At 42.3% G+C, this 25,125-nt stretch carries 16 protein-coding genes; 13 read left to right on the top strand and 3 right to left on the bottom strand.

Annotated features, from left to right (window positions below; genetic code table 11):
- Positions 1 to 273 precede the first annotated feature (273 nt).
- Entirely contained in the window at positions 274 to 2,970 is a 2,697-nt protein-coding gene (locus HMPREF2983_RS05605; protein WP_070667313.1) for a valine--tRNA ligase, read from the top strand.
- A gap of 130 nt (positions 2,971 to 3,100) precedes the next feature.
- Positions 3,101 to 4,273 carry a clostripain-related cysteine peptidase gene (locus tag HMPREF2983_RS05600; RefSeq protein WP_246829355.1) on the top strand — a complete coding sequence of 391 codons (1,173 nt, stop codon included), beginning with the start codon at positions 3,101 to 3,103 and terminating at the stop codon, positions 4,271 to 4,273.
- Here the strand turns inward: HMPREF2983_RS05600 and HMPREF2983_RS05595 are convergent.
- On the bottom strand, positions 4,270 to 5,856 hold the full coding sequence (locus HMPREF2983_RS05595) for an NAD(P)/FAD-dependent oxidoreductase (protein ID WP_070667311.1): 1,587 nt from the start codon (positions 5,854 to 5,856) through the stop codon (positions 4,270 to 4,272). The two genes, HMPREF2983_RS05600 and HMPREF2983_RS05595, sit on opposite strands and share 4 nt — an antisense overlap.
- Positions 5,857 to 6,111: 255 nt before the next feature.
- On the opposite strand from HMPREF2983_RS05595, the gene thrA reads away from it, so the two are divergent.
- From thrA to galK, 10 genes are all read left to right on the top strand, one after another.
- Positions 6,112 to 8,547 (top strand): bifunctional aspartate kinase/homoserine dehydrogenase I, encoded by a 2,436-nt coding sequence (gene thrA, locus HMPREF2983_RS05590; protein ID WP_070667310.1) that lies wholly within the window; start codon positions 6,112 to 6,114, stop codon positions 8,545 to 8,547.
- 6 nt (positions 8,548 to 8,553) lie between these two features.
- On the top strand, positions 8,554 to 9,783 hold the full coding sequence (locus HMPREF2983_RS05585; RefSeq protein ID WP_070667309.1) for a cofactor-independent phosphoglycerate mutase: 1,230 nt from the start codon (positions 8,554 to 8,556) through the stop codon (positions 9,781 to 9,783).
- Between the two features lie 3 nt (positions 9,784 to 9,786).
- Positions 9,787 to 11,088 (top strand): threonine synthase, encoded by a 1,302-nt coding sequence (thrC, locus tag HMPREF2983_RS05580; protein WP_070667308.1) that lies wholly within the window; start codon positions 9,787 to 9,789, stop codon positions 11,086 to 11,088.
- Positions 11,089 to 11,906: 818 nt separating this feature from the next.
- Positions 11,907 to 13,526: an ABC-F family ATP-binding cassette domain-containing protein gene (locus HMPREF2983_RS05575; RefSeq protein ID WP_004376372.1), complete on the top strand. Its 1,620-nt coding sequence runs from the start codon at positions 11,907 to 11,909 to the stop codon at positions 13,524 to 13,526.
- Positions 13,527 to 13,635: 109 nt separating this feature from the next.
- Entirely contained in the window at positions 13,636 to 14,232 is a 597-nt protein-coding gene (locus HMPREF2983_RS05570; RefSeq protein ID WP_083316699.1) for a nucleotide exchange factor GrpE, read from the top strand.
- 16 nt (positions 14,233 to 14,248) lie between these two features.
- A complete protein-coding gene (gene dnaJ, locus HMPREF2983_RS05565) occupies positions 14,249 to 15,421 on the top strand; it encodes a molecular chaperone DnaJ (protein ID WP_070667307.1) in 1,173 nt (390 codons plus the stop codon).
- Between the two features lies 1 nt (position 15,422).
- A complete protein-coding gene (locus tag HMPREF2983_RS05560; RefSeq protein WP_070667306.1) occupies positions 15,423 to 16,709 on the top strand; it encodes a bifunctional folylpolyglutamate synthase/dihydrofolate synthase in 1,287 nt (428 codons plus the stop codon).
- Positions 16,710 to 16,809: 100 nt separating this feature from the next.
- The gene (locus HMPREF2983_RS05555) at positions 16,810 to 17,901 is read left to right on the top strand and encodes an aldose epimerase family protein (protein WP_070667305.1); all 1,092 of its coding nucleotides are present in this window, start codon (positions 16,810 to 16,812) and stop codon (positions 17,899 to 17,901) included.
- A 13-nt stretch (positions 17,902 to 17,914) separates the two neighbouring features.
- The gene (locus tag HMPREF2983_RS05550) at positions 17,915 to 19,228 is read left to right on the top strand and encodes an MFS transporter (protein WP_070667304.1); all 1,314 of its coding nucleotides are present in this window, start codon (positions 17,915 to 17,917) and stop codon (positions 19,226 to 19,228) included.
- An 86-nt stretch (positions 19,229 to 19,314) separates the two neighbouring features.
- A complete protein-coding gene (gene galK / locus HMPREF2983_RS05545) occupies positions 19,315 to 20,475 on the top strand; it encodes a galactokinase (RefSeq protein ID WP_070667303.1) in 1,161 nt (386 codons plus the stop codon).
- Between the two features lie 482 nt (positions 20,476 to 20,957).
- Here galK and HMPREF2983_RS14280 read toward each other — a convergent pair whose 3' ends face one another.
- Together HMPREF2983_RS14280 and HMPREF2983_RS05535 are read right to left on the bottom strand one after the other, a co-directional pair.
- Positions 20,958 to 21,371, bottom strand: coding sequence for a hypothetical protein (locus HMPREF2983_RS14280; protein WP_246829354.1), 414 nt, complete (start codon positions 21,369 to 21,371; stop codon positions 20,958 to 20,960).
- Between the two features lie 293 nt (positions 21,372 to 21,664).
- Positions 21,665 to 22,573: a tRNA modification radical SAM protein MnmL/YtqA gene (locus HMPREF2983_RS05535; protein WP_070667301.1), complete on the bottom strand. Its 909-nt coding sequence runs from the start codon at positions 22,571 to 22,573 to the stop codon at positions 21,665 to 21,667.
- Positions 22,574 to 22,666: 93 nt separating this feature from the next.
- On the opposite strand from HMPREF2983_RS05535, the gene HMPREF2983_RS05530 reads away from it, so the two are divergent.
- Complete coding sequence (locus HMPREF2983_RS05530; RefSeq protein ID WP_070667300.1) at positions 22,667 to 24,871, top strand: S9 family peptidase; 2,205 nt, start codon at positions 22,667 to 22,669, stop codon at positions 24,869 to 24,871.
- Positions 24,872 to 25,125: the final 254 nt, after the last annotated feature.

The raw sequence follows: 25,125 nt of genomic DNA, 5'->3' as shown, positions 1-25,125 counted from the left end.
CGCATTTGGTAGTTGAAACTACCAAGTGTTAAAATCGTGATATAAAATTGACAACAAACAGAAACAAAAGAAAGTATAGAACTGCTGTTCAGTATAAGTAACAGAGGACACCTCTACTGTAAATTATTGTGCATCTATGCTTGTAAACATATGGAAAATCAAGCCTCGTTTATCCAAACAGAGTTACTTTCCACCTCATAATATGACGAATATTCGAATATTATTTGTAATTTTGCGGCGTAAAATTAAAAAGGAAATAAAAAGGTTGAAATCATGGAACTTGCAAGTAAATATGATCCACAAGCAGTAGAGTCAAAATGGTATGAATACTGGCTCAATAACAAATTGTTCAGCAGCAAACCTGATGGGCGCGACCCCTACACGATAGTTATCCCACCACCAAACGTAACAGGGGTACTTCACATGGGGCACATGCTTAACAATACTATTCAAGATATTCTTGTACGTCGTGCCCGCATGGAGGGCAAGAATGCCTGTTGGGTGCCGGGAACCGACCATGCCAGTATTGCCACGGAAGCTAAGGTTGTGGGTAAATTGGCTGAAAAAGGAATAAAGAAAACCGATCTCAGCCGTGAAGAGTTCCTTGAACATGCTTGGGATTGGACGCATGAACATGGTGGAATTATTCTGAAACAATTGCGCAAATTAGGTTGTTCATGCGATTGGGATCGCACAGCATTTACAATGGATGAGACCCGAAGCAAAGGGGTTATCAAGGTGTTCTGCGATCTCTATGAAAAGGGATTGATTTATCGTGGCGTTCGTATGGTCAACTGGGATCCCAAAGCACAGACTGCACTTTCTGATGAAGAAGTTATCTATAAAGATGAACATTCCAAACTTTACTATCTGAAATACCGCGTAGCAGAAGCTGATTGCAAGCAGGTGGAAGAAGGAAATGTGATGCACAAAGACGACAAAGGATACTATGCTGTCGTTGCAACCACCCGTCCTGAGACTATTATGGGTGACACTGCAATGTGTATTAACCCTGCTGATGTAAAGAACACATGGCTCAAAGGGAAGCATGTCATCGTGCCACTCGTTGGTCGTGAAATTCCAGTTATAGAAGATGAATATGTTGATATTCAGTTTGGTACGGGCTGTCTGAAAGTAACTCCTGCACATGATATCAACGACCATGCCTTAGGGTTGAAGCATGAATTGGAAACCATCGATATCTTCAATGATAACGGAACTATCAGCAAAGCAGCCGGTCTCTATGTAGGTCAAGACCGAATGGACGTCCGCAAGCAGATAGCTAAGGATCTGGAAGCAGCCGGACTAATGGAAAAGATTGAGGATTATGACAATAAAGTGGGCTTCTCCGAGCGTACCAACGTGCCTATTGAACCAAAACTTTCTACACAATGGTTCCTCAAAATGCAGCACTTTGCAGACCTTGCACTCGGCCCAGTGATGTCTGATGAGATTGAATTCTATCCCAAGAAATACAAAAACACCTATCGTTATTGGCTTGAAAACATCAAGGATTGGTGTATTTCACGCCAATTGTGGTGGGGACATCGCATACCTGCTTATTATTTTACAAATACAGATGGCAAGCGCGACTTTGTTGTTGCTGCCACCATTGAGGAAGCTTTGGCAAAGGCCAAAACCAAGAACTCTACGCTTACAGTCAATGACCTTGAGCAGGAGAGTGACTGCCTTGACACATGGTTCTCTTCATGGTTATGGCCGATTTCTGTTTTTGATGGGGTCAATCATCCCGACAATGAAGAGATAAACTACTATTATCCAACCTCTGATCTCGTAACAGGGCCTGACATCATTTTCTTCTGGGTGGCGCGTATGATTATGGCCGGCTATGAGTATCGCAAGACCTATCCATTCAAACATGTGTACTTTACGGGCATTGTTCGCGACAAGTTAGGCCGCAAGATGAGCAAGAGTCTCGGCAACTCCCCCGACCCTATCATGCTCATAGAGAAGTATGGTGCAGACGGTGTACGCATGGGTATGATGCTCAGTGCACCTGCAGGCAACGACATTCTCTTTGACGAAACGCTCTGCGAGCAAGGTCGCAATTTCAACAATAAGATTTGGAATGCATTCAGATTGGTAAAGGGTTGGCAGGCTGCGGATATCGAACAGCCCACTTGTAACAAGTTGGCAGTAGAATGGTTTGCTGCAAAACTCAAGGAGGTGAACGCAGAATTGCAGGACCAGTTCAAGCAGTATCGCATCTCTGAAGCTTTGATGACTGTCTATAAATTGTTCTGGGATGAATTCTCCAGCTGGTATTTGGAGATGGTGAAACCTGCATACATCAATGGCGAGGCACAGCCTATCGACCAAAAGACCTATGATGCGACGATTGGTTTCTTTGACAATTTGCTCAAGATGCTACATCCGTTCATGCCTTTCATCACAGAGGAATTATGGCAGCACATAACAGACCGTAAGGAAGGCGAAAGCATTATGTTGGCTACCTTGCAGATGGATGCTCCTTCAGCAAATGAGATAAAACTCATCAATGATATTGAGATTGTCAAGCAGATTGTAGGCGGTGTGCGCACCGTTCGCAACCAAAAGAATATTGCTCCCAAGGAACAGCTTGTGCTTCAAGCTATCGGTGAAAACAAGATGACTGATTACGACAGCATCATTCTCAAAATGGCCAATCTCAAAGATATTAATGTTGCAACAGAAAAGAGCAGCGATGCAAGCAGTTTCATGGTCGGAACTGATGAATATGCAGTGCCATTGGGTGATCTCATCGATGTTGAGGCTGAAATTGAAAAAGCAGAAAAAGAACTACAACATTTAGAGGGTTTCCTCATGGGCATCCGCAAGAAACTCGGCAATGAAAACTTCGTGGCACACGCACCTGAAGCAGTTGTTGTTCGTGAACGCAAAAAAGAAAGCGATTCTGTAGAGAAGATTGCTGCCTTGAAGCAGACAATTGAAGAGTTGAAGAAAAAATAAAAGAAGGCATAACCTCACTTTGTATATAGCTTACAAGCTATGACAAAGTGAGGTCGGCTTTATCAACACGCAACACTAAACAAGAACACGCAAGCTTATGATGAGGAAATATTGTTCAGGATTAATCATTATGATATTGGCATTATCCTCATGCCATGATGACATTCCGATTTATGATTCCTATGAAACGACCACGCAAACGCTGTTCGTCTATATGCCATGGACGGGGTCAACAATTTCTTCAGCAGGCAATTTGAATTATTACTTTGATAAAAATATTGCAGGCATGAAGGCATATATTGATACTTCAAAGGGCATCAAAGGTACTGACATCATCGTTTTCAAAGCCAACAATCAGAGCCAGAGTGTGATGTTCCGCATGAAATATAACATAACACAGCAACGCTGCGAATTCGATACTCTCAGAACAAATGCCGGTTTTGTGTCAGTATCTGAAGCCAACCTGGAAAGCCTCCTGAACCTTGTCACTTCATACAGCACTACAGGAAAGTACAGTCTGCTGATTGGTTGTCATGGAAGCGGTTGGACTCCACGAGGCAGTGACAATACCATGCCGCGTGCATCAAGCCGCGCTTTCGGCGGTACAGAGCAGGCTACACAATACAATATCAGCGACCTTCGGGATGCCATTGCACAATCTGGGATGAAGAAGGTGGGATTTATATGTTTTGACGACTGCTACATGGCCAACGTAGAGACCGCTTATGCCTTGAAAGATGTCACCGATTATCTTGTAGGCTCAACAAGCGAAGTGCTGGCAGACGGCATCCCATACAGTAAGGTTTTTGGCCACATCATAGGGCAACCCGACTACGGGAAATGGATTGACGGCTTCTATCAGCATTATTCGAGCCCCCCCCTCCCCTATGGTTCACTCTCTGCCATACGCTGTGGAAAATATATTGAAGACATGGCTACTGTCATGAAAGCCATTAATCAGACTTATACATTCAACACGGGTAATCTAAACAACGTGCAGTTTCTTGACGGATACGACAATCACGTCTTCTTCGACCTAAGTTCTTATATCGACGAACTCGGCGTTCTGTCGCCACTTCGTGCAAACTTTGATCAGGCTTTACAGGACTTGGTTCCCTATAAAGCATCTACACCTTATATATATACCATGTACACGAACAGCTATCGGCAGGGAGATTCGGAACATCACGATAACACATTTAAGGTGGATAAGTTCTGTGGTATTACGATCAGCGACCCTACACGAAACGCAACCGTTTTTGACAACAAAAAGCAAACCGCCTGGTGGAAAGCAACACATTAAAGGCTCTCCACATACAACGCAGCCATTTCCGCACAGCGTTCACCATCAATTCCCGCCGACACAATACCGCCTGCATAGCCCGCACCCTCACCGCAAGGAAACAGCCCCTGCAAGCGCACGTGCTGCAATGTGGCTCTGTCGCGGATTATCCTTACGGGGCTTGACGTTCTTGTTTCGGCTGCAATCATCACCGCCTCGTTCGTCAGAAAACCGTGGGCATTCTTTCCAAAAACTTTGAATGCCGCCTGCAATCGCTTGCTTACAAAGGAAGGGAGCCAGAAATGAAGCGGACTGCTGATAAGCCCGGGGGCGTATGAACTCTTGGGAAGGTCGTAACTCAGACGGCCACTGACAAAGTCTGCCATTCGTTGTGCAGGCGCAGTCTGCTTCATATTCCCCTGCTGCCAACACGTTTTCTCCAATTGTTCTTGAAAACGCATCACGCTCAAAGCATCCTCTTTATCTTCACCAACGATCTTCATGCAATCCTCCGGATGCATCTCTACAACCATGCCACTGTTACTCCATGCCGTTCCACGATTGCTCGGACTCATGCCATTGACAACAATCTGCTCTTTATCTGTAGCTGCAGGAATGACAAATCCACCCGGACACATGCAAAAACTATACACCCCACGACCATCAACTTGAGTCACAAAGGAATATTCCGCAGCAGGAAGATACTTTCCCCGACCATTCTTATTATGGTATTGTATCTGATCTATCAATTCACTCGGATGTTCCAAACGTACACCGACAGCTATTCCCTTAGCTTCTATCTCAACCTTTGCCTCATTAAGATAGCGATAAACATCACGTGCACTATGGCCTGTGGCAAGGATAACAGGACCGCGAAACTCCAACTGACATTGGTTCTGTAAATCAACAGCCTCAACACCCACCACCCTGTTTTCAGCCATGAGTAATCGGGTCATCTTTGTCAAGAAATGAACCTCACCACCACTCTTGAGAATAGTATTGCGCATATTCTCTATCACACGGGGCAGTTTATCTGTGCCAATATGCGGGTGGGCATCAGCCAATATCGACGCAGAAGCCCCATGCTGACAAAACACATTAAGAATCTTTTCCACGCTGCCACGCTTCTTACTCCGTGTATAAAGTTTACCATCACTATAAGCACCTGCACCTCCTTCGCCAAAACTATAATTGCTTAGCGCGTCAATTTTCTGCGTTTTCGTAATCAGAGCCAAATCTTTCTTGCGCTCACGTACGTTCTTGCCACGCTCCAAAACTATCGGACGCAGACCTTTTTCTATCAAACGAAGTGCAGCAAAGAGTCCGCCTGGCCCCTCACCAACGACAATAACAGGCTTGCCTCTTTCCACATTTGGGTAGTCCGTACGTACGAATTCCTCTTCTTGTGGAAACTCATTGATGTATGCACGCACTTTCAAGTTGACAAAAATTTGTCGTTGACGCGCATCTATACTACGCTTCAACACCCGCACTTGATAGAGTGTGCGAACGTCAAGACCTTTCTCCTCAGCTATATATTGCTTGATATTCTCTTCTGTGTAGGCCACCTGGGGCAATACACGAATTTGATATTCTTGTGTCATATTTGCAAAGTTACCCAAATTTGATGACAAATAGAAAAATATCATTCATTTTGTTGGTCACAATAATAAATCTTTGTATTTTTGCGCTTAGATTTGATTAAACTGTAAGTTTTACACTGCATTTTGTTAACATTTCCCACTTTTGTATGGTCGGTAAAAGAGAACGAAATATGTAAGAAAGCTATCCGTTTAACACATCTATAGCAAGAAAGCCACTATTGTTGAGTGGTTGCACAAACCCAAAACTGTTATAAAATGAAAGTATTGAAATTTGGCGGGACATCTGTTGGTTCCGTAAAAAGCATTCTCAGCTTAAAGAAAATCGTAGAGAACGAGGCAAAGAGCGAAGACATTATCGTTGTTGTCAGTGCCCTTGGAGGTATTACCGACAAACTCATTACCACCGCACAATTAGCCCTTAGGCATGATGGAAAATGGAAAGAAGAATTCAACATCATGGTCGATCGTCATCACAAGATGATAGACACCATCATTACCGATACCAAGAAACGTGTTATTTTATTTAATAAAGTAGATGCTCTTTTTGAACAATTGAAGAGCATTTACTTTGGCGTTTACCTCATTCATGACCTCAGTGAAAAGACCGAGAATGCTATTGTGAGCTATGGAGAACAACTTTCAAGTGTCATTGTTGCTACGCTAATCAGAGGAGCAAAATGGTATGAAAGCCGTGATTTCATCAAAACAGAACGGAAAAACAACAAGAATACACTTGACAGTGAACTGACCAATAAGCTTGTACGAGATACTTTCAGCGATCTTCCGCACATATCACTTGTGCCCGGTTTCATCAGTCGAGACCGAGATACCGACGAGACAACGAACCTCGGGCGTGGCGGGAGCGATTACACAGCAGCGATTCTTGCGGCAGCCCTCAATGCAAGTGCATTGGAAATATGGACTGATGTAGACGGTTTTATGACAGCAGATCCCCGTGTTATCAAGTCTGCTTATACCATCAATGAGCTGAGTTACATTGAAGCCATGGAGCTTTGTAACTTCGGTGCAAAGGTCATTTATCCTCCGACTATCTATCCAGTATGTGTAAAAAACATACCTATCAAGGTTAAGAATACCTTTAACCCGAATTATCCCGGCACTACCATTAAAAATAAAATTGATGATGACAACAAACTCATCAAGGGTATCAGCTCCATAAACGGCACAGCACTCATCACGGTTACAGGCTTGTCTATGGTTGGAGTTATCGGAGTAAACCGACGCATTTTCACGGCACTTGCCGATGAAGGTATCAGTGTATTCATGGTTTCTCAAGCCTCTTCAGAGAATTCTACAAGTATCGGTGTCAAGGAAGAAGATGCCGATGAAGCTGTCAAAGTGCTGAATAAAGAGTTTTCTGCAGAGATAGAAGACGGTGCCATGTTTCCTATGCATGCCAAGAAAGGATTGGCAACAGTCGCCATTGTTGGTGACAACATGAAGCATGCCGCGGGTATATCAGGAAAGCTTTTCGGCACATTAGGCCGAAGCGGTATAAGCGTTATCGCCTGTGCCCAGGGTGCCAGTGAGACTAATATTTCCTTTGTTGTCAAGAGTGAATATCTTCGGAAGTCTCTTAATGTGCTTCACGATTCTTTCTTCCTCTCTGAATATAAAGTGCTCAATCTATTCATCTGTGGAATTGGAACTGTAGGAAGTAAACTGATAGAACAAATCCGTAAACAATATAATGAACTTAAGGAACGCAATCAGTTGAAGCTGAATGTCGTGGGAATAGCAAGTTCTAAGAATGCAATTTTCAACCGAGACGGACTTAATCTGTCCAACTACCGCGAGACCTTGAAAAGTTCTGAGCCGAGTTCTCCAGAGAAGTTACGCGATCACATTGTGGAGATGAACATTTTCAACAGTGTCTTTGTTGATTGTACAGCAAGCAAGGAAATAGCTTCACTCTATCAAAATTTCCTCGAACATAATATTAGTGTCATTGCAGCTAATAAACTTGCAGCCAGCGGAGAGTATGACAAATATGCACAACTCAAGAAAACTGCCCTCCGTCGTGGTGTCAAATTCAGATTTGAAACCAATGTCGGAGCTGGTCTTCCAATTATTGGAACCATCAACGACCTACGCAATTCGGGGGATAAAATACTGAAAATTGAAGCGGTGTTAAGCGGTACACTTAACTTTATCTTTAATGAAATCAGTGCCACAGTTCCTTTCTCTGAAACTGTCAGAAGAGCCAAAGAGCAGGGCTATAGCGAGCCGGATCCGCGCATAGATCTTAGTGGAACAGATGTTGTCCGCAAGCTCGTTATCTTGGCACGCGAGGCTGGATATCGAGTAGAACAAGCTGATGTAGAGAAGCATCTATTCGTTCCGCAGAAATATTTTGAGGGAAGTGTTGAAGAATTCTGGAAGCGTTTGCCCGACTTGGACACTGATTTTGAAGATAAACGAAAGGCCTTGGAGAAAGAAGATAAGCGTTGGCGTTTTGTAGCAACACTTGATGGAAACCACACAAGCGTAGAACTTAAGGCCATTGATCGCAATCATCCGTTCTATAATCTCGAAGGAAGCAACAACATTGTATTGCTTACCACCGAGCGCTACAAGGAGTATCCAATGTTAATACAAGGCTATGGAGCCGGTGCAAGCGTAACTGCAGCCGGTGTATTTGCCAACATCATGTCTATTGCAAACATTTAATTCCGTATGAAACATATCATCATCTTAGGGGATGGCATGGCCGACCATGCCATTGACCAATTGGGAGGAAAGACACCTCTCCAATACGCAGATACACCATACATGAACTTTCTGGCCAAGCAAGGAAAGACAGGAATGCTCAACACTATACCTGATGGATTTCTCCCCGGTTCTGAAGTTGCAAACACTGCAATCCTGGGTTACGACCTCAATAAGGTCTATGAAGGACGCGGCCCATTAGAAGCTGCCTCCATTGGATATGAGATGCAACCCAATGATATGGCAATACGATGCAACATCATCGAACTGGCAAACGGACGTATCAAGAACCATCACGGAGGGCATCTGACTACAGAAGAAGGCAATCTTCTCATTAAGTTCTTAGACAAGGAGCTTGGTAATGACCAAGTGAAGTTCATCACCGGCATTCAATATCGCCATTTACTTGTCATCAAGAATGGCAATAAACACATCACTTGTGCCCCACCACACGATCATCCTAACGAGGAATGGAAACCGCTTCTCGTTAAACCTGAAGAAGGATATACCGAATACAATAGCGACAGAATGACTCCACAGGCTACGGCCGATCTGCTTAATGATCTCATCATCAAGAGCCAATCACTGCTTGCAAACCACCCTTTTAACCGGCAACGCACAGAGAAAGCCAACAGCATCTGGCCTTGGAGCGGAGGTTATCGCCCGTCTATGTCGACGCTGATGCAACGCTATCCGGAGATCAAAAGCGGAAGTGTCATTTCGGCAGTCGACCTCATTCGCGGTATCGGTCACTATGCCGGACTTGATATTATCAAGGTTCCCGGTGCAACCGGACTGGCTAATACCAACTATGAAGGAAAGGCATCAGCAGCTATTGAGGCGCTGAAGAAACAAGATTTCGTGTTTCTACATATAGAAGCAAGTGATGAAGCTGGGCATGACGGAGACCTTGATTTGAAACTCCAGACTATCCGCTATCTTGACGCTCGCATCGTTAAACCCGTCTATGAAGCTGTTAGTGAGTGGGAAGAACCTGTATGTATCGCCCTACTTCCCGATCACCCAACGCCTGTAGAGATACGCACTCACGTCAAAGAACCCGTTCCTTTTGCTATCTGGCATAGAGATATACAACCCGACAAGGTAACAACCTACGACGAAAAGAGCTGCACTCGTGGAGAATATGGACTGCTCTCACTACAACAGTTTATGGAAACTTTCATGAAAATCAAATGAACAATGGAATATTACAGCACTAACAAAAAGGCACCTACAGCCACGCTTGAAGAGGCTGTCATCAAGGGATTAGCTCCCGACCGTGGGCTATACATGCCTGAACATATCCAAAAACTGCCGGCAACTTTCTTCAACCAAATTGAGAAACTAAGTTTTCAGGAGATAGCTTTCGAAGTATCCAAGGCCTTCTTTGGTGGCGACATTGAGATTGAGGCTTTGCGAAACATCGTCTATGAAACGTTGCCTTTTGATGTTCCCGCCATTCACATAGAAGATAATATCTATTCGCTTGAACTCTTCCATGGCCCCACATTGGCTTTTAAAGACATTGGAGCTCGCTTCATGGCCCGCTTACTTCAGCATTTCATTCGACGTGAAGGGCAACAACAAATCAACGTTCTCGTGGCAACAAGTGGCGACACCGGCTCGGCCGTTGCCAACGGTTTTCTTGGTGTCAACGGTATCCATGTCTATGTACTCTACCCTAAAGACAAGGTGAGTCATATACAGGAAAGCCAGTTTACCACCTTAGGTCAAAACATCACTGCACTGGAAGTAGATGGCGTATTTGATGATTGTCAGGCTATGATCAAGCAGGCTTTCATGGATGAAACACTCAATCATCACATGAAACTCACCTCTGCCAACAGCATCAATGTGGCTCGTTTTCTTCCACAGGCATTCTATTACTTCTATGCATATGCCCAACTTAAACGGTTAGGTAAGGCCGACAAACTGGTAGTATCAGTTCCAAGTGGAAATTTCGGGAACCTCTGTGCCGGACTCTTCGCCTATAAAATGGGGCTTCCCGTCAATAGGTTTATTGCTGCAAACAATGCCAATGATGTCTTCTTCCATTATTTAAGAACCGGTGAATATATGCCTCAACCCAGCAAACAGACCTTGGCTAATGCCATGGATGTAGGCAATCCTTCAAACTTCGCCCGCATCTATACGCTGTTCAATGGCAGTCATCAGGCTATTACTGAACTCATCAGCGGAGCGACTTACACTGACGACATGATACGCAAAACCATGCAAGAATGCTATGCGTCAACAGATTATATTCTCGATCCTCATGGTGCCTGCGGCTATAAGGCACTGAAAGAACAGTTGCAACCAAGCGAAACCGGCCTCTTTCTTGAAACGGCACATCCTGCAAAATTCAAGGATAAAGTAGATGAAATCTTGTCGACAGAGATTGCTGTTCCAGAGCGTTTGGCAGCCTTCATGAAAGGAATAAAGCAAAGCATTCCTATGGATAAGCAATTCGAAACATTCAAGCAATTCCTCATGGACACATAAAAGCCAAGCCCTGAACATTGCTTTCATGGATTAAAGTCAATCAGCTTCTCTTGCAGATTGGCTTTAATTCGTTTTCCTATATGCAGTCATACGCACTACATTTCCATTTATCGTCTGTGCCAAACATATCAACTTCGCCCGCATAATTCCTGTAAACCAATTATGTGTTAATTCTATTCAAATATATTTACGATTGCCCTCACATATCTCGTCTATTTGAAACGAGTCTCTCCTACACGCTCGAAAAGAGCTATTTTTTAATAAATCATAACATACTTACAGTCAACACATTACGAAATATAAAGCAAATTACAGAATGAAATCACGCTGAAAAACCATGCGATTTGCCTCAAATTACGCCACAACTTGCACCTGTTTGTCCCATGTTTTGACTCAAATAGCCATGTAATCTGCATCAAATTACAATGCAAAACGAATGGAATTGCAAACAGAGAGCATTGGAATCGAAAAATAACACTCACTTTTCCTATTCTTCTTTTCTGTTTAGTGAAGATTTTAAGTGTTAAAAACATGGTGATATCTTTACAAATTCAAGAAGGTATCTGATGTTAAAACATCTCTTTTATACAGTGGTTATGAAAATATATTTCTACGCAGAGCCCTAACTTTCTCATTGAAGTATAAAGATGCCCAGCTTCTTCTTATGTAACCAATCAAAGGCACTTATAAAGCTACTGAAACCACATTATAAAGCCATATTATACGATATAATTGCGAAATTAGCAGGCTGTACATCGTAAATACAAAGTTTTTTGATTACCTTTGCACCAGATTTCATTTATAAGGTAAAAGACAAAATGATAACATTAACCAATCTTGCTATCCAATTTGGAAAGAGAGTACTTTACAAAGACGTAAATATCAAGTTTACACGTGGCAACATCTATGGGGTCATTGGAGCCAATGGCGCAGGTAAGTCAACCCTGCTGCGTGCCATAAGTGGCGACTTGGAACCCAACCATGGAAGTGTAGAGCTCGGGCCGGGCGAACGCCTTTCTGTTTTGGAGCAAGATCACTTCAAATACGATGAGTATCGTGTTATGGACACGGTACTTATGGGACATCAGCCTCTTTGGGAGAACATGAAAGAGCGAGAACGCCTCTATTCAAAGGCAGAAATGACCGAAGAAGACGGTAATCGCGCAGCAGAATTGGAAGAGAAATTTGCTGAAATGAATGGTTGGGAAGCAGAAAGTGAGGCTGCCCAACTGTTGCAGAACTTAGGAGTTAAGGAAGAATTACACCAGAAAATGGTAGGCGAACTGAGCAATACTGAGAAAGTTCGCGTGATGTTGGCAAAGGCCTTGTTTGGTAAACCGGATAATCTTCTGCTTGATGAGCCTACCAATGACCTTGATCTGGACACCGTTGAATGGCTTGAAGACTATTTAGGAGAAATTGATGAAAGCCAGACTGTACTCGTTGTGAGCCACGACCGACACTTCCTTGATGCGGTTTCTACACAGACGATTGATATTGATTATGGTAAAGTTACCGTTTTTTCCGGTAACTATTCATTCTGGTATGAGAGTTCACAGCTGGCACTTCGTCAGGCACAGAACCAGAAACTGAAAGCTGAAGAGAAAAAGAAACAGTTGGAAGAATTTATCCGTCGTTTCTCTGCCAACGTTGCCAAGAGCAAGCAGACGACATCAAGAAAGAAGATGCTTGAAAAGCTGAATATTGAAGAAATCAAGCCATCAAGCCGTAAATATCCAGGCATCATTTTCCAGATGGAACGTGAACCCGGCAACCAAATTCTTGAAGTTGAGGGATTGAAAGCTGTTGATACTGATGGCACTGTGCTTTTTGATAATATCAATTTCAATATTGAAAAAGGGCAGAAAGTTGTTTTTCTGAGCCACAACCCTAAAGCCATGACAGCACTTTTCGAAATCATCAATGGTAATCGTGAGGCTGATGCCGGAACTTATAAATGGGGAGTAACCATTACAACGGCTTATCTCCCACTTGACAACACAGAGTTCTTCAACAGCGACTTGAACTTGGTGGATTGGTTAGGGCAATATGGTGTAGGTAATGAGGTCATGATGAAAGGCTACTTAGGCAGAATGCTGTTCAGTGGCGAAGAAGTACTGAAAAAGGTCAATGTACTTTCGGGAGGCGAGAAGATGCGTTGTATGATTGCCCGCATGCAACTGCAGAATGCCAATTGCCTAATCCTCGATACTCCCACCAACCACCTTGACTTGGAAAGTATTCAAGCCTTCAATAACAACTTGACACTCTTCAAAGGCAACATTCTTTTCTCAAGTCATGACCACGAATTCATTGAAACTGTGGCCGACAGGATTATTGAATTGACACCTAATGGAGCGATTGACAAATTGATGCCTTACGATGAATACATTCACGATGAGACCATCAAGGAACAGAAAGCAAAGATGTATTGCTAAACCATATCATGCCTGAAAGCTGTAAAGCATTTATCAATCGCGATATATGTCTGCTGCTTTCAGGCATTGTTTTGGCATGCTTTTTGCAATAACTCACAGAAAATTAGATATGATGAAAAAAGAAGAAGACATAAAACAAGACGTAAACATGTCAGCTGAAGAATCAGAGAACACAGCATCAGAACATGCTCATACTGAAGAGGAAACTGTCAATGAGACAGAGAAAGAACCTGAAGAGGAAGGTGCAGGCAAGGAGGAAAAGGATCCAATGGAAGCTCTGAAAGAAGAAAACAGCAAACTTAAAGAGCAACTGTTACGTACAATTGCGGAGTTTGACAACTTCAGAAAGCGTACCAATAAAGAGAAAGCAGAACTTCTTCTGAATGGCGGAAGAAAAACTGTTACAAGCATTCTACCCATACTTGACGACTTCGAGCGTGCACTGAGTGACAAGAGTGAAGATGCTGTTGCCATTAAAAAAGGTATGCAGATGATTTTCAATAAATTTGTAAAGACCCTTGAAAGCATGGGAGTAAAGAAGATTGAGACTGACGAAGCAGACTTCAATACCGACTTTCATGAGGCTATAGCCATGGTTCCAGGTATGGGTGACAACAAGAAAGGGAAAGTAATTGATTGCGTTCAAACAGGCTATACAATGAACGATCAAGTAATCAGACACGCAAAAGTAGCTGTAGGACAATAATAAGGCAGAACAGATTATGGCTGAGAAGAGAGATTACTACGAGGTACTTGGTGTTGAGAAAACTGCCACTGACAATGAAATAAAAATGGCTTATCGCAAGATAGCCATCAAATTTCATCCTGACAGAAACCCTGGGAACAAAGAAGCTGAAGAGAAATTCAAAGAAGCTGCTGAAGCTTACGATGTGCTCCGAGATCCACAGAAACGTCAACAATATGACCAGTTTGGGTTCAATGGACCTCAAGGCGCAGGCGGATTTGGTGGAGGTTTCAGTGGAGGTATGGACATGGATGATATATTCTCTATGTTCGGAGATATCTTCGGAGGTCATAGTGGAGGCTTCGGTGGATTTGGAGGTTTTGGCAATGGGGGTGGCTCACGACAGCCCCAATATCGTGGTGCAGACCTTCGACTGAAAGTTAGTCTCACTTTAAAGGAGATTGCTACAGGTGTAACTAAGAAATTCAAGGTACGAAAAGATGTAGAATGTAAACATTGTCATGGCAGTGGTGCAGAGGCAGGAAGCAGTAGTGAGACTTGTCCTAAATGTGGTGGACGTGGTGTTGTCATGAAAACCGTACGCACTATGCTTGGCATGATGCAGACACAAACAGAGTGTCCCGAATGTCATGGCGAAGGAACTATCATCAAAAATAAGTGTAAGGAATGTGGTGGTACTGGAGTTGTCAAGGGTGAAGAAGTCGTTGAGATCCAGATTCCGGCAGGCGTTGCACAGGGAATGGTTGTCAATGTTCCCGGAAAGGGTAATGCAGGTATGCGTAATGGCGTCACAGGCAATATTCAAGTTCTGATTGAAGAAGAGCCTAATAACACCTTTGTTAGAGATGGACAGGACGTGATTTACAACCTCCTACTCGACTTCCCGACTGCTGCTCTTGGTGGTGAAGTAGAGATCCCTACTATCCAAGGTACCCAAGTCAAGATTAAAATTGACGCAGGAACACAGCCTGGAAAAACGCTACGTCTACGTGGTAAGGGACTTCCTGCCGTACAAGGATATGGTAGCGGAATGGGCGATTTGGTTGTTAACATCAGTGTTTACATCCCTAAAACACTTGATAAAGACGAGAAAATAGCCATTGAAAAATTCAAGAATAGTGATAATTTCAAAGGGGATATAACAACCAAACAGACTATCTTCCAGAAATTTAAGAACTATTTCAATTGAAATGATGAATTATAAAGAGACCACAGAATACCTTTTCAATAGCACCCCTGTTTTCGAACATGTGGGTGCTTCTGCATATAAAGAGGGACTACATAACATACAAGTTTTGGACGAGCACTTTGGATTTCCTCATCGTTTATACAAGACTATCCACGTAGCAGGCACAAACGGTAAAGGATCTTGTTCACATTCACTGGCTGCAATGCTGCAAAAGAAAGGCTATAAAGTGGGACTTTACACCTCTCCTCATATTATAGATTTCCGAGAACGAATAAGAGTTAATGGCCAATGTATCAGCGAAAAGGCTGTTATTGATTTTGTAGAAAAAGAACGAAACTTTTTTGAACCACTCCATCCAAGCTTCTTTGAACTTACAACTGCATTAGCTTTCAAATATTTTGCTGAGCAAAAGGTTGATATTGCTGTTATCGAAGTGGGATTAGGAGGACGGCTTGACTCTACTAATATCATAACTCCCATCTTATCAATCATTACGAATATTAGTTTTGATCATACACAGTTTCTCGGCAATACACTGCCTCAAATCGCATATGAAAAGGCTGGTATTATCAAGAAAGGTATTCCCGTAATTATCGGAGAGTACACCAAAGAAACACGACCTATATTCGAAAGCAAAGCAAAAGAAAAGAGCTGTCCGATATGTTTTGCACAAGATAATCAAGAAATCATCTATAGTGAAGCGGATAAAACAGGCGGACGAACATACAAAACAACACACTTTGGTTCTTTTCATGCCGAACTTGCAGGTGACTACCAAGTTAAGAACATGAATACTCTGCTGAATGCGGTCAATGTGTTAAAAGCGCAAGGCATTGATTTAAGCGATGAAATCTGTGCCTTAGCCCATGTTACAGCATTGACACATTTAACAGGTCGGTGGATGGAAGTAAATCGCTTGCCAAAAGCAATATGCGATACAGGGCATAATGTTGGCGGATGGCAATATTTGGTTCCACAGATAAAGGCACAACCTTGCAAACAACTTAGAATTGTGTTCGGTATGGTTGACGACAAAGATATTGACACTGTGATGGGTATGCTCCCTAAACAGGCTATTTATTATTGGACACAAGCAACCACTAAGCGAGCAGTACCTGCAGACAAAGTTTCAGACAAAGCCTTGCTGTATGGTTTGAGTGGCCATATATACAAGAGTGTAAAGGAAGCCTATAGTCATGCACTTGCAGAGGCTGACGATGCAGACTTCATATTTATAGGTGGTTCAAGTTATATTGTTGCAGATTTGCTTTCCTCTGTTGAAAAATAATCAAAAAAGGAATAAGTTTTTTACTTTTTCATTTGGGAAACTCGTTATTTTTTATTTACTTTGCAATAAATATATCAGTAACTAAAAACTTAAAGATATTATGAACACAGTTCCAAATGAAAACATTTGTGGCCTGAAACGTGAGGATTTTCAGACCACAGTGAACGGAAAGAAAACCGATTTATTTATCCTTCGCAACGCCTTGGGAAACGAAGTTGCTATCACTAATTACGGCGGTGCAGTAGTAGCCATCATGGTTCCAGACAGAAAGGGAAACTATGCCAATGTTATCCAAGGTCATGATAATATCAATGATGTTATCAACTCCCCAGAACCGTATCTAAGTCGACTGATAGGACGATACGGTAACCGCATTGCTAACGGGAGATTTCAACTTCATGGCAAGGAATATTACTTGCCTATTAACAATGGTCCAAACTCTTTGCACGGTGGAAAGAAAGGCTTTAATGTCAAGGTTTGGGATGCAGAGCTGATGAATAATCAGTCACTTGTGCTCCATTACGTTTCATCTTATGGTGAAGAAGGTTTCTCCGGAGAACTTAAGACTACAGTTATCTATACATTTAATGATGATAATGAATTCATTATAGATTATTTAGCGTGCACCAATAAAAAAACGATTATCAACTTAACTCACCACGCTTTCTTCTCATTAACAGGTATAGCCACCCCCACTCCAACGGTTGACAATCTTGAATGTGAAATTAATGCAGACTTCTACTTACCAATAGACTCAACCAGTATACCTACAGGTGAAATCCTCAAAGTTGAGGGCACTCCATTTGACTTCCGTAAACCTGTAGCAATTGGCAAACGAATCAATGACGACGACAATGAGCAACTGAAGAATGGTTCTGGCTATGATCATTGCTACGTACTTAACAAAAAGGAAGAAGGAGAACTGAGTTTCGCCGTTAAAGTCACAGAACCCAACAGTGGCCGTACAATGGAAATGTACACTACAGAACCTGGTGTTCAACTCTATACTGGTAACTTTGAAGATGGTATGAAAGGCACGCATGGAGCAACTTATCCCCGCCGATCTGCTGTTTGCTTTGAAGCTCAGCACTTCCCTGACAGTCCAAACCGTCCCTATTTCCCATCTGTTGTGCTAAATCCAGGGGAACAATATAAGCAAAAAACTATCTACAAATTCGGAGTAGACAAATAATTCACATAAATCAATGGAAAAAAACACTAAACAACAAGGAAACATCATTGCCATTATTACAATGATGTTTCTCTTTGCAATGATTTCTTTCGTTACAAACCTTGCAGCTCCTATTGGTGTAATCTGGAAAAACGTGTTCGACGGAACAGGTAGTGAGAACATGATAGGTATGCTGGGTAATGCGATGAATTTCCTCGCTTACCTCTTCATGGGTATTCCTGCTGGCAAGTTACTCACCAAGATTGGCTACAAGAATACAGCTTTGACTGGTATTGCAACAGGCTTTGTAGGCGTACTTATTCAGTTTATTTCGGGCAAATTTGGTGCTGATATCAGTGGCTTTGCCGTCTATCTGTTCGGTGCATTCATCAGCGGTTTTGCTGTATGTATTCTCAACACGGTGGTTAATCCCATGCTGAACCTGCTTGGTGGTGGCGGTAATCGTGGTAATCAGCTGAACCTCATTGGAGGCACGCTCAACTCTTTATCTGGAACCTTGACCCCTATGTTGGTCGGTGCCCTTATTGGAACAGTTACAGCTACGACGAAGATGGCCAATGTTAATTTAGTCCTCTTCATTGCTTTAGGCGTATTTGCAACAGCCTTTATTGTGCTTATGTTTATTCCAATTGCTGACCCGGAAATGGGCAAGACAACAAGCAAGACCGTCTTTGAACATAGCCCATGGGCCTTCCGTCACTTCGTACTTGGCACCATCGCCATCTTTGTTTATGTCGGTGTTGAGGTTGGTATTCCTGGAACATTAAACTTTTACATCAGTGATACATCAGCTAAGGGTGCTGGATTATTAGAGAATGCTGCCGCTATCGGAGGTTTTGTTGCCGGGACCTATTGGTTCCTTATGCTGGTTGGCCGCTTCATCGGCAGCTTCATTGGCGGTAGGGTTTCAAGCCGTTCGATGATGATAATCACAACCGTTGCAGGAATGATACTCATCATTTTGGCCATGATTCTCGGTAAATCGACAACAGTTTCTATGCCAGTATTCACCGGTACATCATTCAAGATGGTTATTGTTCCTATTGCAGCCCTATTGTTAGTGCTTTGCGGTTTATGCACATCTATCATGTGGAGTTGCATTTTCAATCTTGCAACAGAAGGCCTTGGGAAATATTCAGCAGCTGCATCCGGCATCTTTATGATGATGGTTGTTGGCGGAGGTCTACTACCATTGCTACAGAACTTCATTGCTGATTATTCATCATATATGTTCTCTTACATTGTTCCTCTCATTGCATTAGCTTTCATGTGCTTCTATGCTGTGATTGGAAGCAAGAATGTCAACAAGGATATCCCCGTAGACTAATATCTAATCAAAGCTCTCATATTGTAAAGTCAAGATGAGGGCTTTATACTTTTACCCCTCAAAAGCAATCTAAAATCTATTAAATTATGGATATTGAAAAAGTAAGAAGTCGCTTCATCAAGCATTTTGATGGCAAGACAGGAAACATCTATATGTCTCCAGGAAGAATAAATCTTATTGGTGAGCACACCGACTACAATGGTGGTTTTGTATTTCCCGGAGCTGTAGATAAAGGTATCATGGCAGAAATTCGCCCTAATGGAACCGAAACCGTCATGCTCTATTCTATTGACCTCAAAGATCGTGTTGAATTCAAAGTCAACGACCCACAAGGACCTCGTGCAAGCTGGGCACGCTATATTTATGGTGTTGTACAGGAGATGAAGAGCCTTGGTGTTGATGTCAAAGGCTTTAATGCAGCTTTCTATGGTGACGTTCCGCTGGGGGCAGGTATGTCTTCAAGTGCAGCACTTGAAAGTTGTTTTGCTTTCGCTCTGAACGATCTTTTTGGCGACAACAAAGTTTCAAAATGGGATATGGTACTTGCCGGACAAGCTACCGAACACAAATATATCGGTGTAAACTGCGGTATCATGGACCAGTTTGCAAGCGTCTTCGGCCAGAAAGGTAAGCTGATGCGTTTGGACTGCCGCAGCCGTGAATTCGAATATTTCCCATTCAATCCGCAAGGATATCGACTTGTTCTCGTAAATTCAAAGGTAAAGCATGAACTTGCAGGAAGCCCCTATAACGATCGTCGCAACAGCTGTGAGAATGTGGTAAAACACATTGCTGCCAAGCATCCGGAGGCTAAATTTGAAACACTTCGTGACTGTACATGGGAGCAATTGGAAGAGGTTAGAGCCGAAGTCGGCGAAGAAGATTACAAGCGTGCACATTTCGTTCTCGGTGAGAAAGACCGCGTACTTGCTGTCTGCGATGCACTTGAGAAAGGCGATTACGAAACCGTTGGTCAGAAGATGTTCGAAACTCACGCAGGTCTAAGCAAAGAATATGAAGTTTCTTGTGAAGAACTTGACTTCCTCAATGACATCGCAAGAGAGAATGGTGTGACAGGAAGCCGCATCATGGGCGGTGGCTTTGGAGGATGCACTATCAATCTTGTAAAAGATGATCTCTATGACAAGTTCATCGCCGATGCTAAAGTTAAGTTCGCAGCCAAGTATGGTCATGAGCCGGAAGTCTATCCAGTTGTGATTAGCGAAGGTTCACACAAAGTGTGCTAAATCCATTACTTTACTTATAAAAATAAAAGGGAGGACATCATAATGATGCCCTCCCTTCGTGTAAATAAGATAAGAGGATATACCTCAATTTCTATTATAAATAGGTATTACCTACAACAAGTGACATCCCGACTTCAGAGGATTGACAACTTTAGTTCATATCAAAGAGGAATGCAATATGCATCAAATCACCCTGCAATCTGCGTCATCTTACGTGGTAAACTGACGCAGATTACCGCGTAACTAAAGTCAAATTACAAAGCTGTATGAGGCATATTATTCATAAAGATTGATAAAATGATTATTTCGACTCTGTTCAACAAGCATTCAAACCCTTAAAATATAATATTTAAAAGTGTAGAATTCATGTTCTTTGTATTTATAGAAAATGTTATAAGAAAGATTGAGGAAAACTATAATTCCATTCCCATTATATTCTTCCAATATTGAATTTATACAGCAATCTTTCAGACTAAACCTAACTAATAAACTCCTCTCATCACCCAAATAGCACCAAACAATATAAATAAAGCCTTGATTAACAGCAGCACAAAAAATAAAATTCCAATTCCAAGTAACACTCTTGCCAGCATTTTCCGCTGTGCCATTTCTACTAAAAATGCAAAGGCAGAAACAAGAAAAAGAAAGTAACCACCGAAGATACCAAATAGCCAAAGAAACGGAACTGCCGCCATCCAAGGAGTTGAATAAGGCTGTCCTGCAAGATGATTCATGACAAGCACATAGCAGACAACGGCTATTACAAAGCAAAATATATTACCGAAATAGATGTATCTGAACAATTGTTTTCGATGCACATACGCCATGATTGCCAAAAGAACTGTCAAGACTAAAGGCACATAAAGCCTAAATAAAATATAGTCATCGTGTAACATGATTACTTTATCTAAGTTTTTTATTCTTTAATTCTATAATAATAACAAGGTTCATTAAATTCTATTTACCACTTGATATTCTTGAGCAGTAATGATTAATGTTTTTAATTCATTTCTCTAAACCCATTCTCAAAACAAGAGGAATATAGTTAGGAGATTGTTTGCTTTATTTGAAAAACGGACAAACTCACCCAGTATTGTGCAGAATTCTGTATTTTATTAGGTTAAAAGCTTGTTGGAAAACAAAAATCAAAAGCAGCCGTTATCTCAAATACAGAATAGTGATTTTCTAACTAAAGTGCATCCCCTTGTCGGATATTATGCTCTTTCATATAACGATGAAGAAGGTTAGTGAATTCATAGTTCTTCAGGCCCCACTTCGGTGCTATCAACAGATGGGCAGGAGACTGACTGACGAAACGTTCCAGCACAAGCGAGGAACGGAGATGCGAAATATAGGTCGCAACGAGCTTGATATAGTCATCTACAGAATAAACAGGGAAAGGATTGCGGAGATATTCGGCAGCCAACTGCGTGCCACGAATAATCTGCATCTGATGTATTTTCAGGATATCAAGAGGCAAGGAAGATATTATCTCGGCCTGACGGATGCTTTCATCAGCATCTTCCCCCGGCAGTCCAAGAATAACATGAGCACCACACAAAATGCCACGTGCATGTGTTTTCTCAACAGCTAAGCGGCAACAAGCAAAATCATGTCCACGATTTATCCTCTTCAACGTAATATCATTAGCACTTTCAATGCCATATTCGATCAGCACAAACGTGTGTCTCTGCAAAGCAGCAAGATAGTCGAGCAATTCATCATTGATGCAATCGGGCCGAGTACCTATGACTATTCCTACAACATCTTCCACCTGAAGCGCCTCTTCATAGCGTGCATTCAACTGTTCCAGCGGGGCATAAGTGTTGGAAAAAGCTTGGAAATAGGCTAAGAATTTCATGTCAGGATATTTATGGGAAAAGAAGCGTTTGCCTTCTTCCAATTGTTGGGAAACGCACTTATGACGGTCACAATAGTTTGGATTAAAAGTTCGGTTATCGCAATACGTGCACCCACCTAAACCGATTTTCCCGTCACGATTGGGACAGGAAAAGCCTGCATCAATACTTAATTTCTGGACTCTGAACGGGAATTTCGCTCTAATCCACGAAGAAAAATCATTGTAAAAAGCATTCATCACATGCAAAGTTATGAAAAAAGCAGGCAAACGGCAAACGGTTTTCAGGGCTTTTTCGTAACTTTGTCAACATAACATTAAATTTTCACCAATATGAACAAACTATTTGTTATGTGCGTAATGATGCTTTTAGCCACATCAAATGTATCAGCTGACAATAAGATTACACTGAAAGATGTTACGGGAAAAACATTCACCCCTAAATATATCACAGGTATTGATCCCATTAAAGGTACTGACCGATATGCCAGCATAAGCAACGACGGCAGACAGATTATTGAATATGCTTTTAAGACAGGTAATCAGACACGTGTGCTTTTTGACATTGCCAACACACATGGGGAAAGCATCAAACAACTCGACGGATACACGCTTTCTCCCGATGGAAAGCGCATGCTTATACAGACAAATACACACAAAATCTATCGCCGTTCGTTCACGGCTGACTATTATATTTACACCATTCAGAGCAGGAAACTTGAAAAACTCTCGACAGGTGGATCACAACAGATACCGACATGGTCACCCGACGGCAATCAGATTGCTTTCGTCAGAGATAATAATATCTTTCTCGTAAAACTGCTTTATGATAATGCAGAGAGCCAAATTACAAAGGATGGCAAGTTTAATGAAATCATCAATGGAGTTCCCGATTGGGTTTATGAGGAAGAGTTTTCAACCAATCGTTCGCTCTGTTTCACTGCAGACAGCCGTATGTTATGCTGGATAAAATATGATGAAAGAAAGGTAAAAGAGTATTCTTTGCAGCTCTTTATGGGCAGCCACCCTACCATGAAAGCGAATGAGGTTTATCCGGGAACCTATACTTATAAATATCCTAAAGCTGGAGAAGACAACTCTATCGTATCCGTGTGGAGCTATGAAATACAGACTCACAAGACTAACCGCCTGCAAGTGCCTCTTGAAGGTGACGGATACATACCCAGAATAAAGTCAACCAACGATGCTAACCGCATTATCGTATTCACTATGAACCGTCATCAAGACGTACTTAATCTATATGCAGTCAATCCTCGCACTACCCTTTCACAACTACTTATCAAGGAACAAGGAGATAAATATGTGAAAGAAGAGGCCATGGAAGGCATCGCTATCGGGCAGAACAGCATTCTGCTTCCAAGCGACCGCGACGGTTACATGCACCTCTATCTCTATAATATGAATGGTAGTCTCATCCGTAAAATCGGCGACGGGAACTATGACATCACGAGCATTTATGGTTATGATGAGACGACTGGAGATGTATATTATCAGGCGGCAGGTATCAATCCACACGACCGCCAGATATTCGTCAGCCACAAGAACGGTAAAACAGAACGGCTTACGGATACAAATGGTTGGAACAAGGCTATTTTCTCTGGAGACTACAAATATTTCCTTAACACATGGAGCAACTATAATACGCCCTACGTATTTACTATTCGCGACAGCAAAGGCAAGGTGCTTTCAACTCCTGTAGATAATAAAGAACTCAAAGAAAAAGTAAAAACATACGGCTTTAATGGTCGAGAAACTTTCTCATTCACTACTTCTGAAGGTGTGAAGCTTGATGGTTGGATGGTTAAACCTAAAGATTTTGATACCAATAAAAAGTATCCTGTCATCCTTTTTCAATACAGTGGACCAGGAAGTCAACAGGTAATCGATGCATGGAATGCAGGTTCTATGGGCAACGGTGGAGCTTTCGACTACTATCTTGCACAGCAAGGTTTCATCGTAGTCTGTGTTGATGGGCGAGGTACAGGCGGTCGGGGTGCAGCGTTTGAGAAATGCACTTACCTGAAAATTGGTGAACTTGAGTCTCGCGATCAGATTGAAACAGCATTATGGTTGGGCAAGCAAAGCTACATTGATAAGGAGCGTATAGGCATTTGGGGATGGAGTTTCGGTGGTTTTAACACCTTGATGAGCATGAGCGAAGGACGCCCTGTGTTCAAAGCAGGTGTGGCAGTTGCACCACCAACCAATTGGAGATACTATGACACTATCTATACAGAGCGCTACATGCGTACACCAAAAGAAAATGGAAGTGGCTATGCCACTAATCCCATCCAGCGTGCGAATGCTCTTCATGGTGCCCTGCTTATATGCCATGGCATGGCTGATGACAACGTGCAGCCACAGAATACAATGGAATATACAGAGGCTTTGATACAGGCTGATAAGGATTTTAAAGAGAACATCTATACCAACCGAAATCATGGTATCTATGGTGGCAACACGCGTACCCACTTATTACGCCAGATTTCCAACTGGTTTATTGAGCATTTGAAATAAAGAAATACATATAAATAGCATTCACTCCGACACACAGCAAAAGAGGACTTGCATCTTTATAAAACAGGAACATATGGTTGCCTCCATTTGTTCCTGTTACTTTAAAAACATTACTAATAAAATCCCCTGCCCTATTTGCGGGGCAAACATCAAGCAAAATTAAAGATAATTTCAAAAAAAGCACGAAAAAGTTTTGGATGTATAAGAAACTTTTCATACCTTTGCACCGCATTTAAGAATAATGCTTGGCGTAT

Origin of the sequence: Prevotella sp. HMSC077E09, from assembly GCF_001814685.1 — a bacterium.
Taxonomy (GTDB): domain Bacteria; phylum Bacteroidota; class Bacteroidia; order Bacteroidales; family Bacteroidaceae; genus Prevotella; species Prevotella oris.
Note: the sequence above shows the minus strand (reverse complement) of the source record. Positions and strands in the feature narration are given on the sequence as shown.

Bases quoted from the DNA above. Each gene is read 5' to 3' on its own strand.
- galK (WP_070667303.1), top strand. From the start codon at position 19,315: ATGGATATTGAAAAAGTAAGAAGTCGCTTCATCAAGCATTTTGATGGC.
- HMPREF2983_RS05530 (WP_070667300.1), top strand. From the start codon at position 22,667: ATGAACAAACTATTTGTTATGTGCGTAATGATGCTTTTAGCCACATCA.
- HMPREF2983_RS05570 (WP_083316699.1), top strand. From the start codon at position 13,636: ATGATGAAAAAAGAAGAAGACATAAAACAAGACGTAAACATGTCAGCT.
- HMPREF2983_RS05605 (WP_070667313.1), top strand. From the start codon at position 274: ATGGAACTTGCAAGTAAATATGATCCACAAGCAGTAGAGTCAAAATGG.
- HMPREF2983_RS05600 (WP_246829355.1), top strand. From the start codon at position 3,101: ATGATATTGGCATTATCCTCATGCCATGATGACATTCCGATTTATGAT.
- thrC (WP_070667308.1), top strand. From the start codon at position 9,787: ATGGAATATTACAGCACTAACAAAAAGGCACCTACAGCCACGCTTGAA.
- HMPREF2983_RS05575 (WP_004376372.1), top strand. From the start codon at position 11,907: ATGATAACATTAACCAATCTTGCTATCCAATTTGGAAAGAGAGTACTT.
- HMPREF2983_RS05560 (WP_070667306.1), top strand. From the start codon at position 15,423: ATGATGAATTATAAAGAGACCACAGAATACCTTTTCAATAGCACCCCT.
- HMPREF2983_RS05555 (WP_070667305.1), top strand. From the start codon at position 16,810: ATGAACACAGTTCCAAATGAAAACATTTGTGGCCTGAAACGTGAGGAT.
- HMPREF2983_RS05595 (WP_070667311.1), bottom strand. From the start codon at position 5,856: ATGACACAAGAATATCAAATTCGTGTATTGCCCCAGGTGGCCTACACA.
- HMPREF2983_RS14280 (WP_246829354.1), bottom strand. From the start codon at position 21,371: ATGTTACACGATGACTATATTTTATTTAGGCTTTATGTGCCTTTAGTC.
- thrA (WP_070667310.1), top strand. From the start codon at position 6,112: ATGAAAGTATTGAAATTTGGCGGGACATCTGTTGGTTCCGTAAAAAGC.
- dnaJ (WP_070667307.1), top strand. From the start codon at position 14,249: ATGGCTGAGAAGAGAGATTACTACGAGGTACTTGGTGTTGAGAAAACT.
- HMPREF2983_RS05550 (WP_070667304.1), top strand. From the start codon at position 17,915: ATGGAAAAAAACACTAAACAACAAGGAAACATCATTGCCATTATTACA.
- HMPREF2983_RS05585 (WP_070667309.1), top strand. From the start codon at position 8,554: ATGAAACATATCATCATCTTAGGGGATGGCATGGCCGACCATGCCATT.
- HMPREF2983_RS05535 (WP_070667301.1), bottom strand. From the start codon at position 22,573: ATGAATGCTTTTTACAATGATTTTTCTTCGTGGATTAGAGCGAAATTC.